This is a genomic window from Leisingera sp. S132, assembly GCF_025144465.1.
In the GTDB taxonomy this organism is placed as follows: domain Bacteria; phylum Pseudomonadota; class Alphaproteobacteria; order Rhodobacterales; family Rhodobacteraceae; genus Leisingera.
Map to the genome: position 1 here is coordinate 2558427 of NZ_CP083553.1, position 12967 is coordinate 2571393.

At 61.4% G+C, this 12967-nt stretch carries 11 protein-coding genes; 3 read left to right on the plus strand and 8 right to left on the minus strand.

Features of this window, described 5'->3' with window-relative positions; translation table 11 throughout:
* Positions 1-361: 361 nt before the first annotated feature.
* The 8 genes from K3725_RS12705 to K3725_RS12740 all read right to left on the minus strand — a co-directional run bounded on the left by K3725_RS12705 (position 362) and on the right by K3725_RS12740 (position 8626).
* Positions 362-1294, minus strand: a complete 933-nt coding sequence (locus K3725_RS12705) for an IS5 family transposase (protein WP_260015482.1) — start codon at positions 1292-1294, stop codon at positions 362-364.
* A 39-nt stretch (positions 1295-1333) separates the two neighbouring features.
* Positions 1334-2128, minus strand: coding sequence for a hypothetical protein (locus K3725_RS12710; RefSeq protein ID WP_260015690.1), 795 nt, complete (start codon positions 2126-2128; stop codon positions 1334-1336).
* A gap of 470 nt (positions 2129-2598) precedes the next feature.
* Positions 2599-3012 carry a F0F1 ATP synthase subunit epsilon gene (locus tag K3725_RS12715; protein ID WP_222507776.1) on the minus strand — a complete coding sequence of 138 codons (414 nt, stop codon included), beginning with the start codon at positions 3010-3012 and terminating at the stop codon, positions 2599-2601.
* 55 nt (positions 3013-3067) lie between these two features.
* Positions 3068-4492, minus strand: coding sequence for a F0F1 ATP synthase subunit beta (gene atpD, locus K3725_RS12720; RefSeq protein ID WP_260015691.1), 1425 nt, complete (start codon positions 4490-4492; stop codon positions 3068-3070).
* A gap of 21 nt (positions 4493-4513) precedes the next feature.
* The gene (locus K3725_RS12725; protein WP_260015692.1) at positions 4514-5389 is read right to left on the minus strand and encodes a F0F1 ATP synthase subunit gamma; all 876 of its coding nucleotides are present in this window, start codon (positions 5387-5389) and stop codon (positions 4514-4516) included.
* Between the two features lie 15 nt (positions 5390-5404).
* Positions 5405-6943: a F0F1 ATP synthase subunit alpha gene (gene atpA, locus K3725_RS12730; RefSeq protein ID WP_260015693.1), complete on the minus strand. Its 1539-nt coding sequence runs from the start codon at positions 6941-6943 to the stop codon at positions 5405-5407.
* Entirely contained in the window at positions 6944-7504 is a 561-nt protein-coding gene (locus K3725_RS12735) for a F0F1 ATP synthase subunit delta (protein WP_260015694.1), read from the minus strand. It lies immediately after the preceding gene.
* Positions 7505-7879: 375 nt separating this feature from the next.
* Complete coding sequence (locus K3725_RS12740) at positions 7880-8626, minus strand: class I SAM-dependent methyltransferase (protein ID WP_260015695.1); 747 nt, start codon at positions 8624-8626, stop codon at positions 7880-7882.
* A gap of 55 nt (positions 8627-8681) precedes the next feature.
* On the opposite strand from K3725_RS12740, the gene gloB reads away from it, so the two are divergent.
* The 3 genes from gloB (at position 8682) to K3725_RS12755 (ending at position 12927) form a co-directional block, all read left to right on the plus strand.
* Positions 8682-9455, plus strand: coding sequence for a hydroxyacylglutathione hydrolase (gene gloB, locus K3725_RS12745; RefSeq protein WP_260015696.1), 774 nt, complete (start codon positions 8682-8684; stop codon positions 9453-9455).
* 176 nt (positions 9456-9631) lie between these two features.
* Complete coding sequence (clpA, locus tag K3725_RS12750; RefSeq protein WP_260015697.1) at positions 9632-11956, plus strand: ATP-dependent Clp protease ATP-binding subunit ClpA; 2325 nt, start codon at positions 9632-9634, stop codon at positions 11954-11956.
* Positions 11956-12927 carry a M23 family metallopeptidase gene (locus K3725_RS12755; RefSeq protein WP_260015698.1) on the plus strand — a complete coding sequence of 324 codons (972 nt, stop codon included), beginning with the start codon at positions 11956-11958 and terminating at the stop codon, positions 12925-12927. Before clpA ends, K3725_RS12755 begins: the two co-directional genes overlap by 1 nt.
* Positions 12928-12967 lie beyond the last annotated feature (40 nt).

Sequence of the window (12967 nt, forward strand, 5' to 3'; positions counted from 1 at the left end):
GAAAATCGGGCCCTCCAAGAAACGGCAAACCACCCTTATTTGAACTAGCGCTTCAATCGTCAGCCTCGTCACTGAAATTTTCATTTCGACGTTTCTCGAAATATCGCGCTGCAGAACACATGCTGAAAACCGACAACCTAATAGTCAGCCACATCACGCTAACGGCGGCAAAAATGAACATATAGGTGCGCCAGTTGTAACGGCCGTATTCTGTCTCTGAGCCGATATTGAGTACCCTAGGTTGGTCTGCGCCGAAGCTTTGGCAGTCTAATTTCCGGATACCCTCATCGCATTTATAACCCAGAACGACTCTGTTGCGCAAATCGGTTGAGGGCCAAGGTTCCCCTTTCCCCAGACGGACTTATCCCACTGCCTCTGTGACGGGTATGCCAAGCGCGGTGAATCCGTTCATGACCGCAACACGGAGCTGAAGCTCGGCAACCTGACGTCCAGGATCCCGTGCCATCAGTCTTTGTCCCAGCAGTTTCATGCAGTGCATCTTGGTTTCGGCACGACTTCGGCGGTGGTATCCACTCCATTTCCGCCAAAGCGCTCGGCCAAGGTATTTCGACGCCCGCAGCGCTTCGTTGCGCGCAATCGCGCCTGCGGTGTCGGGTTTCCAGGGCTTGGCGTTCTTGCGGGGCGGGACGACGGCATTGGCACCTCGGTTGGCGATGGCATCGTGGCACTTGCGCGTATCGTAGGCGCCATCTGCCGTGACACTGCCGATCTCCTGCTCGGGCGGGATCTGATTAAGCAGTTCCGGCAGCATGGGCGCATCACCAATGTTGCTACTGGTGAACTCGACTGCCCGGATTTCCAGTGTCTTTTCGTCGATACCGAGGTGAACCTTGCGCCACACGCGGCGTTTCGAGCCACCGTGCTTGCGCGCATTCCACTCGCCTTCGCCCTCTACCTTTATCCCAGTGCTGTCGATCAGCAGGTGTAGCGGCCCCTCAGAACCACGATACGGGATGTTCACGGCGAGAGACTTCTGGCGGCGTGAAAGCGTGCTAAAATCCGGTACCGACCAGTCCAATCCACTCAATCGCAGGAGACTTTCCACGAAGCCGGTCGTCTGCCTGAGCGCCATACGGAACAGCACCTTCATCGTCAGGCAGGTCTTGATCGCGGCGTCGCTATAGATGGGCTGTCGGCCTCTCTTGCCGGTCGGCCGGGCCTCCCACGTCATCTCGGGATCGAACCAGATCGTCAGAGAGCCACGACGCTTCAGCGCTTCGTTATAGGCCCGCCAGTTCTTGATCTTGTAGGTCGGGGGTGTTGGTCTGCTCATGCCCTCCAGCTATCACGCTGGATTCATGAGATGAATCCCTCACCCGATTTGCGCAACAGAGCCACCCAGAACCTCCGTCAGATCCGCCTCAACAATGTACCTCGTGCCGTCGCCGAGCGAAATCTCTAACCCAAATCCGTCGACATCTACGAAACCATAGGAATACCCACGGTAGATCTGTTCCTTCACGGTGTTCGAGTATGCGCCAAGATCATTAGACTGTGCCGTCTCATCAGACTGTGCCGTCTCATCAGACTGTGCCGTCTCATCGCTACCTTGTTCTTCTCCGTGCGATATTTTTTGCTTTTCGTGATCGTCTAAGCAGAGCTGAACCGAGGAAAGCCGCTCGAAATTTAAGCTATTAGAACACTGCGTATCCTCGCTCCGCATACGACGCATTTTCCCAACCGACGTGAAGAATACGACATCGATTGAGAAAGATTCCCTGCCCTTTAAGTAAAAGGGGAATTGGCTTGCCATCTGAGAATAGAGAGCACCGAGATCAGAAACGTAAGGGTTTGTTAGGGTTGGGTACATCGAGCGGCGACCAATTAAGGGATACGGGTAGTCGCCTGACAACATAACTGGCGTAATCTCAGCAAGAGACACTGGCTCTCGGGACTGATTGGAAATCAGGCACTTCGAAACATAAAATAAGAAACCATCTTCATGCTCGAATTCAGAATCTGATGGTGTTTCGCAGCGAATACTTAGGCTCGCTCCATTAAAAATATGGTTCTTTGACACGTCATAAATGAAGGGGACTAGTGATACAACAATCGCAAGAGCCCCTAACGGCTCTTTGTGGACAGCGTTTTTAAGGAAATCTTTCAAGGAAGAGCTCGCTCAGTATAGTTGAAAGCGCTAGATATTTGCAGTCTTGCCTTTCATCACAAAACATCCAAATTCGAGGAGGTCGGAGTGACGGGTTTCTCCTTCATCTCCCAAGTAGATTCTATGCGGCATCGCGATCAAGCGCGCTAGTGACTTTAGTCCGAAAAACTATCCGCGCGAAAGTCTGCTTTGGCAAGGCGCCTAGAGCGGTTCGCACCGGCAGCGAACGGCAACTCCCCGCCCGTCCTCCAGGAACCCGAGCAGCCGCAGCGGAGACCAAGCAGGTGCAGCGAACGGCAGCAAGGTCCCGCCTTTTGCCACACGTGAGCAGCTCTCTGTATTGAAACGGTAGAAAGCCTCTGCTGAGTGAGGCCCGCCGTCCGACCTGCCCCATTGTCAATCTTCCTAACCAAAAGAAAACCGGCCCCCAATCGGGAGCCGGTTTCTAAATCGTCCAATCCGCGGTTGGATCAGAGGGACATATGGGTGCCCAGGGCTTCCATGTCGGCGAGCAGCTTGGCTGCGTCCTCGACAAGGCCGTGGGGCTGGTCTTCCTCTTTCGCGGTCTTGTACATCTCGCGGGCTTCCTCGATCAGCGCGTTCATCTGATCGCGGGTCATTTCGGCCATCGGGATCGCGCGTTCGGCCAGAACCGACAGGCTGTCGCCTGCGATTTCAGCAAAACCGCCGGTCACCAGATACTCCGAATTGCCTTCGGGGCTTTCGACCTTCAGCACGCCGGGGCGCAGGGTGGTGATGGTCGGCGCATGCTGAGGCATCGCCGTCATGTCGCCCTCGGCGCCGGGGATCTGAACCGCGCTGGCCTGCAGCGACGCCAGGGCGCGCTCGGGGCTCACGAGGTCGAATTGCATCGTTTGTGCCATTGGGGCCTCCTTTCAGGGTCCCCCCGCACCGCGGGGTGCGGGGGAAAATCCGTTCTTAGGCGGCTTCCGCAGCCATCTTCTCGGCTTTGGCGAGCACTTCGTCGATGCCGCCAACCATGTAGAAGGCGCCTTCGGGCAGGTGGTCGTATTCGCCGGCCACAACCGCCTTGAACGACGAGATGGTGTCTTCCAGCGGAACCTGCACACCGTCAGAGCCGGTGAACACCTTCGCAACGTCGAACGGCTGGGACAGGAAACGCTGGATCTTACGCGCACGCGCAACGGTCAGCTTGTCCTCTTCCGACAGTTCGTCCATGCCGAGGATGGCGATGATGTCCTGCAGCGACTTGTAGCGCTGGAGGATCTGCTGAACGTCGGACGCCACTTTGTAGTGCTCTTCGCCAACGATCTGCGGGTCCATCAGGCGCGACGAGGAGTCGAGCGGGTCCACAGCGGGGTAGATGCCGAGCTCGGAGATCGCGCGGTTAAGAACGGTGGTCGCGTCCAGGTGGGCAAAGGTGGTTGCCGGTGCCGGGTCGGTAAGGTCGTCCGCGGGAACGTAGACGGCCTGGATCGAGGTGATCGAACCGTTCTTGGTGGAGGTGATGCGTTCCTGCATCGCGCCCATGTCGGTGGCCAGGGTCGGCTGGTAGCCCACAGCCGAAGGAATACGGCCGAGCAGAGCGGACACCTCGGAACCCGCCTGGGTAAAGCGGAAGATGTTGTCCACGAAGAACAGAACGTCGGTGCCGGACTGGTCGCGGAACTGTTCGGCCAGGGTCAGGCCGGTCAGTGCAACACGGGCACGGGCTCCCGGAGGTTCGTTCATCTGACCGTAAACCAGGGCCACCTGGGATTCTTCCAGGTTGTCCGGCTTGATCACGTTGGATTCGATCATTTCCCAGTACAGGTCGTTGCCTTCACGGGTCCGCTCGCCAACACCCGCGAACACGGAGAAGCCCGAGTGCACTTTTGCGATGTTGTTGATCAGTTCCATGATGAGAACGGTTTTGCCCACGCCGGCGCCGCCGAACAGGCCGATCTTGCCGCCTTTGGAGTAAGGTGCCAGCAGGTCGATCACCTTGATGCCGGTCACCAGAACCTCGGATTCGGTGGACTGGTCGTTGAACTCAGGCGCGGGCTGGTGGATCGCGCGGGTCTCGGTCGCGTTCACCGGGCCCTTTTCGTCCACGGGCTCACCCACGACGTTCAGGATGCGGCCCAGGGTGGCGTTGCCGACCGGGATCGAGATCGGTGCGCCGGTGTCGGTCACTTCCTGACCGCGGACCAGGCCCTCGGTTGCGTCCATAGCGATGGTGCGGACGGTGTTTTCGCCGAGGTGCTGAGCCACTTCGAGAACCAGGGTCTTGCCGTCGTTCTCGGTGTTCAGTGCGTTCAGAATTGCGGGCAGGTGGTCGTCGAACTGGACGTCCACAACGGCGCCGATGATCTGAGTCACCTTGCCTTTTGCTTGTGCCATTTGTTGGTCTCCGGTTGTCTCTTAGAGCGCCTCAGCGCCCGAAATGATTTCAATCAGCTCGTTGGTGATCACGGCCTGACGGGAACGGTTGAACTGGATGGTCAGCTTGTCGATCATGTCGCCCGCGTTGCGGGTCGCGTTGTCCATCGCGCTCATCCGGGCACCCTGTTCGGATGCGCCGTTTTCCAGCAGGCCCGAGAAGATCTGGGTCGCCACGCCGCGCGGCAGCAGGTCCGCCAGGATCTGCTCTTCGCCGGGCTCGTAGTCGTAGACGGCGCCAGAGCTTTCACCTTCCTCGGCCTCAAAGGATGCCGGGATGATCTGCTGCGCGGTCGGGATCTGGGTCACGACGTTGACGAACTCCGAGTAGAAGATCGTGGCAACGTCGAATTCACCAGCGTCGAACCGGGTCAGGATGTCCTTGGCGATCGTCTGCGCGTTGACATAGCCGATACGCTTGACTTCGCTGAGGTCCACATGGCCGACGAAATCACTGCCGAGGTCGCGTTTCAGGGCGTCACGGCCCTTCTTGCCGACGGTCAGAACCTTGACCGTCTTGCCCGCGCCTTTCAGCTCAGCCGCCTTTTGGCGGGCGAGCTTGGCAATGTTCGAGTTGAAGCCGCCGCAGAGGCCGCGTTCGGCGGTCATGACCACCAGGAGGTGAACCTGGTCCGAGCCGGTGCCGCGAAGCAGCTTGGGCGCGGAGTCGCTGCCGCCGACCGAGGCCGCCAGCCCTGCCATCACGGCGTTGAACCGCTTGGCGTAGGGCCGGGAATCCTCGGCAGCTTCCTGGGCGCGGCGAAGTTTCGCCGCGGCCACCATTTGCATGGCTTTGGTGATCTTGCGGGTCGATTTGACCGACTCGATCCTGTTTTTAAGGTCCTTGAGAGAAGGCATGTCCCGACTCTCTCCTTATGCGAAGGTGGCGGCGTATTCGTCGATCGCAGCCTTGAGTTTGTCAGCGGCGTCGCCCTTGATCTTGGGATCTTCGTTGGTGATCCAATCCAGGACGTCCTTGCCTTTGCTGCGCATGTGGGCCAGCAGGCCTGCCTCGTAGCGGCCCACGTCCTTGACGTCGACCTTGTCGAGGTAGCCATTAGTGCCGGCGAAGATCACGCAGACGATTTCGGCGTTGGTCAGCGGCGAGTACTGCGCCTGCTTCATCAGCTCGGTCAGACGGGCGCCACGGGCCAGCAGCTGCTGGGTGGCGGCGTCCAGATCGGAGCCGAACTGGGCAAAGGCAGCCATTTCGCGGTACTGGGCCAGCGACAGTTTAACCGGGCCTGCAACCGAGGACATCGCCTTGGTCTGGGCCGAGGAGCCAACGCGCGACACCGACAGACCGGTATTCACGGCGGGGCGGATGCCCTGGTAGAACAGTTCGGTTTCCAGGAAGATCTGGCCGTCGGTGATCGAGATCACGTTGGTCGGAATAAACGCGGACACGTCGCCGCCCTGGGTTTCGATGATCGGCAGCGCGGTCAGCGAGCCGGCACCGAAGTCCTCGTTCAGCTTGGCCGAACGCTCCAGCAGGCGGGAGTGCAGGTAGAAAACGTCGCCCGGGTAAGCTTCACGTCCCGGCGGACGGCGCAGCAGCAGCGACATCTGACGGTAGGCAACCGCCTGTTTGGACAGGTCATCATAGATGATCAGCGCGTGGCGGCCGTTGTCGCGGAAGAATTCCGCCATTGCGGTTGCGGCATAGGGTGCCAGGAACTGCAGCGGAGCCGGGTCGGACGCGGTTGCGGCCACAACGATGGAGTATTCCATCGCGCCGGCCTCTTCCAGTTTCTTCACCAGCTGAGCCACGGTGGAGCGCTTCTGGCCAACCGCGACGTAAACGCAGTACAACTTCTTGCTCTCGTCGTCGCCAGCGGCGTCGTTGTAGGATTTCTGGTTCAGCATCGCGTCCAGAGCAACGGCGGTCTTGCCGGTCTGACGGTCGCCGATGATCAGCTCGCGCTGGCCGCGGCCGATCGGGATCATTGCGTCAACGGACTTGAGGCCGGTTGCCATCGGCTCGTGCACCGATTTACGCGGGATGATGCCCGGTGCTTTCACGTCGGCGACGCCGCGGGTGACGTCGGTGATCGGGCCCTTGCCGTCCAGCGGGTTGCCCAGGCCGTCAACAACGCGGCCCAGCAGGCCGTTGCCGACCGGAACGTCCACAATCGCGTTGGTGCGCTTGACGGTGTCGCCTTCTTTAATGTCGCGGTCGGAGCCGAAGATCACGATACCGACGTTGTCGGCTTCGAGGTTCAGCGCCATGCCCATGATGCCGCCCGGGAATTCGACCATTTCGCCGGCCTGAACATTGTCGAGGCCGTAAACGCGGGCAATACCGTCACCGACGGACAGCACGCGGCCGATTTCTGCCACTTCGGCTTCTTGACCAAAATTCTTGATCTGGTCTTTCAGGATCGCAGAAATCTCTGCTGCTTGGATACCCATTTATCCGACCTCTTTCATTGCATTCTGTAGGGAGTTGAGCTTGGAGCGGATCGAGCTGTCGATCATCTTCGAGCCCACTTTAACGACAAGACCGCCGATGATGGAGGCATCGACGGAAGCATTGATGGTAACTTTCTTGCCCACGCGCTCGGCCAGGGTCTTGGCCAGCTTTTCGCTCTGGGTCTTGGTCAGCGCCTTGGCAGAGATCACCTCGGCGGTCACTTCGCCGCGGGCCTCGGCCAGACGGGCGCGCAGCGCCTCGATCAGCGCGGGCAGCACGAACAGGCGGCGCTTGTCGGCCATCAGGGCCAGGGTGTTGCGCAGCACGGGGTCCAAGCCCATCTTGTCTGCCACCGCGGTGATTGCGGCACCCTGCTCTTCGCGCGACACCAGCGGCGACTGGATCAGGCTGTTGAGATCTTGGCTGTCAGCCAGGGCGGCTGCCAGGTCATTGATGCTGGTTTCAAGGCTGTCGAGCGCCTTATTCTCTTCCGCGATGTCGAACACCGCCGTGGCATAGCGCGCGGCAATGCCTGCAGAAATCGAAGCTGGTTCGGACACGTCCACCCTTCCGATATGTTTTTGGCCCCGGTTGGCGGACCTGGCGATCAGGAGGCGTCCGGGGGCGTGAGTCAGCCCACATGGCAGCGGGGCGTTGAAATCAGCGTGGGTCTAGCAGAGCGGATGCGACCTATCAACTGCCTATAACGGTAACAGGGAAAAGCATGTTTCCATTGTTTTCAACGACTTGCACCAAGTGCGGCCCTTTGACCACAGATGATTTTTAAAAAAGTGCGGCTTAACTGCAGGATTTGGCGATTCCGGAAAGCGGCATTTGCGGCAAAAATCGTCACATATGCCCCCCGCACCGCCTGTCCGGGCGGTTCAGAGCGCCGGAGGACAGTTTCAGGGAATCGAAATCCGCCGCCCTGCGGGTCAGGCCGGTTCCGGCATCGGGTTCGACAAGCCTTCCAGCACCCGGATGCGGCTCGGGGCCTTGGTTCGGGTCATGTGGCCCTTCTGCGGATAGGTCTGCTTGCTGACCTCAACCATGAACACGCCCCCGGCCAGCATCGCGGGCAGCTTGCGGCCCATCTTTTCCAGCATGGCGCCCGATTTCAGCCAGAACCGCTTGTGGCTGGGCAGCCGGTAGAGCGCGGCGGTGTGCTGCTCGATGGCGAACTGATGCTGCCGCAGCTGCCCCTCCAGCTGGCGCAGCGTGTAGGGGCGGCCATAGCCGAAGGGGGTCAGATCGGAGCGCGCCCAAAGACCCGCCCGGTTTGGCACGATGAAAATCGCGCGGCCGCCCGGACCCAGCGCCCGCCAGCATTCCTCCAGCAGCTTGCTGGGCCGTTCCGAGGTTTCCAGCCCGTGCATCACCACCAGCCGGTCGGCGCGGCCGGTGTCGATCGGCCAGCTGGTTTCCTCGCACAGGACGGAGACATTGGGCAGGCCTGCAGGCCATTGCATCACCCCCTGCGGCCCCGGCATCAGCGCCATCACCCGGCGCGCTTCCGGCAGGTACGGCCGCAAGAGCGGCGCGGCAAAGCCGAAGCCCGCCACCGTCAGCCCCTCCGCCTCCGGCCACAGCTCCAGCAGGCGGCCGCGGATCGAGGCCTGCGCCGCACGCCCCAGGGTGCTGCGGTAGTAGAAGTTCCTGAGATCCTGAACATCAAGATGCATTGCGGGCGCCTGCTGCTTCGGCCAATCTGGGCGCAGTTTAGCAATGTAAAGGCGAATGACCATGCCTCTTGAGATCATCACCCTGCCCTGCCTGTCGGATAACTATGCTTTTTTGATCCATAATCCGGCCTCGGGCGGGACCGCGCTGGTGGATGCCCCGGAGGCCGGCGCCATCAGGTCCGCCCTGTCGGAACGCGGCTGGGGACTGGACTGGATCCTGCTGACCCATCACCACTGGGACCATGTGGACGGGGTGGCAGAGCTGCGCGATGCCTTTGGCGCCAAGGTGATTGGTGCGGAGGCAGACGCGCAGCGGCTGCCGGAACTGGATATGGCAGTCCCGGACGGCGGCACTTTCAGCTTGCTGGGCGAACAGGTGCAGGTGATGGATGTGTCCGGCCACACGGTTGGTCATATCGCCTTTTACATGCCCGGCGCCGCGGCGGTTTTCACCGCCGACAGCCTGATGGCGCTGGGATGCGGGCGGCTGTTTGAGGGCACGCCGCAGCAGATGTGGGCCAGCCTGTCGAAACTTGCCGCGCTGCCGCCGCAAACTATGGTTTATTCAGGACATGAATACACGCAGGCTAACGGTGCCTTTGCGATCACCGTGGACCCCGGCAACCCGGCGTTGCAGGCGCGGGTGAGTGATATCGCAAAGGCCAGGGACAATGGCGCCCCCACGGTGCCCTCTTCGCTGCAGCTGGAACTTGACACCAACCCCTTCCTGCGCGCCGGTGACAGTGCCGTGAGAGCCAATCTGGGCATGCAAGATGCTGAAGACACGGAAGTTTTTGCCGAAATCCGCAGGCGGAAGGACAATTTCTAAGGCAATCAAGGATATCGGGGCGCAACAGGGAGAAAATAATTGTGACCCCAAAATGAAGAAAAGACCTTGAAGCCGGCGCTCTATCAACCAAACTCTAACCTTATAAGCACATGGTTGAACTGAGGGGTTGGTTAATACCGCCCCACCGGCCAACCCAAGATCAGAGGAGCACGCCCGTGCCTTCATTCTCGAGCACCCTGGAACAGGCCATTCACGCAGCGCTGGCGCTGGCGAATGAACGCCGTCATGAATTCGCAACCCTGGAACATCTGCTTCTGGCCCTGATTGATGAGCCCGACGCGGCCCGCGTGATGCGCGCCTGCAGCGTCGACCTGAGTGAATTGCGATCGTCGCTGGTCGAGTTCGTGGATGAGGATCTTGCCAACCTTGTGACCGACATCGACGGATCGGAGGCGGTGCCGACCGCTGCCTTCCAGCGCGTCATCCAGCGCGCCGCGATCCACGTGCAAAGCTCTGGCCGCACTGAGGTAACGGGGGCGAATGTGCTGGTCGCCATCTTTGCCGAGCGCGAGAGCGATGCCGCCTATTTCCTGCAGGACCAGGAGATGACCCGCTATGATGCGGTGAACTTCATCGCCCATGGCGTTGCCAAGGACCCGGCTTACGGGGAATCCCGTCCGGTAACCGGCGCGACCGAGCAGGAAGAGGACAACCTGACCACCGCGCCCGAGGGCGAGAAGAAGGAGTCGGCGCTGGCGAAATACTGCGTTGACCTGAACGCCAAATCCCGCGAAGGCGAGATTGATCCGCTGATCGGCCGCGACCACGAGGTGGAGCGCTGCATCCAGGTGCTGTGCCGCCGCCGCAAGAACAACCCGCTGCTGGTGGGCGACCCCGGTGTCGGCAAGACCGCCATCGCCGAGGGCCTGGCGCGACGCATCGTGTCCGGCGAGACCCCGGAAATCCTGTCGGAGACCACCATCTACTCGCTCGACATGGGCGCGCTTCTGGCGGGCACCCGCTACCGCGGTGATTTCGAGGAACGGCTGAAGGCAGTGGTCTCCGAACTGGAGGAGCATCCGGATGCGGTGCTGTTCATCGACGAAATCCACACCGTGATCGGCGCAGGTGCCACTTCGGGCGGTGCCATGGATGCGTCCAACCTGCTGAAACCTGCGCTGCAGGGCGGCAAGCTGCGCACCATGGGCTCCACCACCTACAAGGAGTTCCGCCAGCATTTCGAAAAGGACCGCGCGCTCTCCCGCCGGTTCCAGAAGATCGACGTGAATGAGCCGACGGTGGAGGATTCCATCGAAATCCTGAAGGGGCTGAAACCCTATTTCGAAGAGCATCACGGCATCAAGTTCACCTCGGACGCGATCAAGACCGCGGTGGAGCTGTCGGCGCGCTACATCAACGACCGCAAGCTGCCGGACAAGGCAATCGATGTGATCGATGAGGCCGGTGCCGCACAGCACCTGATCATCGAAAGCAAGCGCCGCAAGACCATCGGCGTCAAGGAGATCGAGGCCGTGGTGGCCAAGATCGCCCGCATCCCGCCCAAGAACGTCTCCAAGGACGATGCCGAGGTGCTGAAGGATCTGGAGAAATCGCTGAAACGCGTGGTCTTCGGCCAGGACGATGCGATCACCGCGCTGTCGAGCGCCATCAAGCTGGCAAGGGCCGGCCTGCGCGAGCCTGAGAAGCCGATTGGCAACTACCTGTTCGCAGGCCCCACCGGCGTCGGCAAGACCGAGGTGGCCAAGCAGCTGGCGGATCAGCTGGGTGTGGAACTGCTGCGGTTCGATATGTCGGAGTATATGGAGAAACATGCGGTCTCCCGACTGATCGGCGCGCCTCCGGGCTATGTCGGGTTCGACCAGGGCGGCCTGCTGACCGATGGTGTTGACCAGCACCCGCATTGCGTGCTGCTGCTGGATGAGATCGAGAAGGCGCACCCGGATGTCTACAACATCCTGTTGCAGGTGATGGACAACGGCCAGCTGACCGACCATAACGGCCGCACCGTGAACTTCCGCAACGTGATCCTGATCATGACCTCCAACGCGGGCGCCTCGGAGCAGGCAAAGGCCGCCATCGGCTTTGGCCGCGACCGCCGCGAGGGCGAGGACACCGCCGCCATCGAGCGCACCTTCACGCCGGAGTTCCGCAACCGCCTGGATGCGGTGATCTCCTTCGCGCCGCTGGGCAAAGAGGTGATCCTGCAAGTGGTCGAGAAGTTCGTGCTGCAGCTGGAAGCCCAGCTGATGGACCGCAATGTGTCGATCGAGCTGACCCGCAAGGCCGCCGAATGGCTGGCCGACAAGGGCTATGACGACCGGATGGGCGCGCGCCCGCTGGGCCGTGTCATTCAGGAGCACATCAAGAAGCCGTTGGCCGAAGAGCTGCTGTTCGGCAAGCTGACCAAGGGCGGCGTGGTCCAGGTCGGCATCAAGGACGGCAAGCTGGATCTGCGTCTGGAAGGCCCCAGCAAGCCGCGGATTTCCGGCGACAAGCCGCCGCTCCTGACTGCGGACTGATGCGCCTCGCAGCGCTGCTGACCTCAATGTCGCTCGCCGCGCCTGCCGCGGCGGGCGATTTCCGTTTGCAGTTTCCGCTGGACTGCACCCTGGGCGAAAGCTGCCACATCCAGCAGTTCGTGGACCGTGATCCCGGGCCGGGTGCCCGTGATTTCACCTGCGGCACGCTCAGCTATGACGGGCACAAGGGCACCGACATCGCCCTGCCCTACCTGACGGACATGCAGGCAGGCGTGCAGGTGCGTGCGGCAGCGGACGGGGTTGTGCTGGGCACCCGCAACACGATGGCGGACGAGTATGCCACGGCGGAGAATGCCGCCGGCATTGAGGGCATGGAATGCGGCAATGGCGTGGTGCTGCGCCATGGCGGCGGCTGGGAGACACAGTACTGCCATATGAAGCGCGGCTCGATCCTGGTGGAAAGCGGCCAGAAGGTGAAGGCCGGCGAAGTGCTGGGCGAGGTTGGCCTCTCGGGCAAGACCCAGTTCCCGCATCTGCATCTGTCGGTGCGCAAGGACGGCGCGGTCGTGGATCCGTTCTCCCCGGAGGCTGCGGACACCTGCGGAACCCAGCCGGAGCAGACGCTGTGGGCCAGCCTGCCGCCTTATCAGGCGGGCGGCGTTCTGGGCGCCGGTTTCAGCACCGCCATCCCGGATTACGGGGCCGTCAAGACCGGAACCGCCGATGAGGCACCTTTGCCGCCGGATGCGCCGGCCTTTGTATTCTGGGCCTATGCCTATGGCGGCCAGGCCGGGGACTTCATGGAGCTGAACGTGACCGGCCCCGGCGGGGAGTTCGTCGCCCACAGCGAAGCGCTGCAAAAGAACCAGGCGCAGTTCTTTCGCGCCGCGGGTCGGCGCCTGCGCGGCGGGCAGTGGCCGGCAGGCAGCTATACCGGCGTGGCCCGTCTGCTGCGGGACGGTCACGAAATCGCCCGCTTCGTGCGCAGCATGACCATCGCGGCCCAGTAACGCATCCCGGGAGACCGTCCTGCAGCCGCAGCGCGGCTGC

What these genes read in the sequence shown, in the direction of transcription:
- gloB (WP_260015696.1), top strand. Translation starts at nt 8,682, where the DNA reads ATGACCATGCCTCTTGAGATCATCACCCTGCCCTGCCTGTCGGATAAC.
- K3725_RS12740 (WP_260015695.1), bottom strand. Translation starts at nt 8,626, where the DNA reads ATGCATCTTGATGTTCAGGATCTCAGGAACTTCTACTACCGCAGCACC.
- K3725_RS12715 (WP_222507776.1), bottom strand. Translation starts at nt 3,012, where the DNA reads ATGGCACAAACGATGCAATTCGACCTCGTGAGCCCCGAGCGCGCCCTG.
- K3725_RS12755 (WP_260015698.1), top strand. Translation starts at nt 11,956, where the DNA reads ATGCGCCTCGCAGCGCTGCTGACCTCAATGTCGCTCGCCGCGCCTGCC.
- atpD (WP_260015691.1), bottom strand. Translation starts at nt 4,492, where the DNA reads ATGGCACAAGCAAAAGGCAAGGTGACTCAGATCATCGGCGCCGTTGTG.
- K3725_RS12725 (WP_260015692.1), bottom strand. Translation starts at nt 5,389, where the DNA reads ATGCCTTCTCTCAAGGACCTTAAAAACAGGATCGAGTCGGTCAAATCG.
- atpA (WP_260015693.1), bottom strand. Translation starts at nt 6,943, where the DNA reads ATGGGTATCCAAGCAGCAGAGATTTCTGCGATCCTGAAAGACCAGATC.
- K3725_RS12705 (WP_260015482.1), bottom strand. Translation starts at nt 1,294, where the DNA reads ATGAGCAGACCAACACCCCCGACCTACAAGATCAAGAACTGGCGGGCC.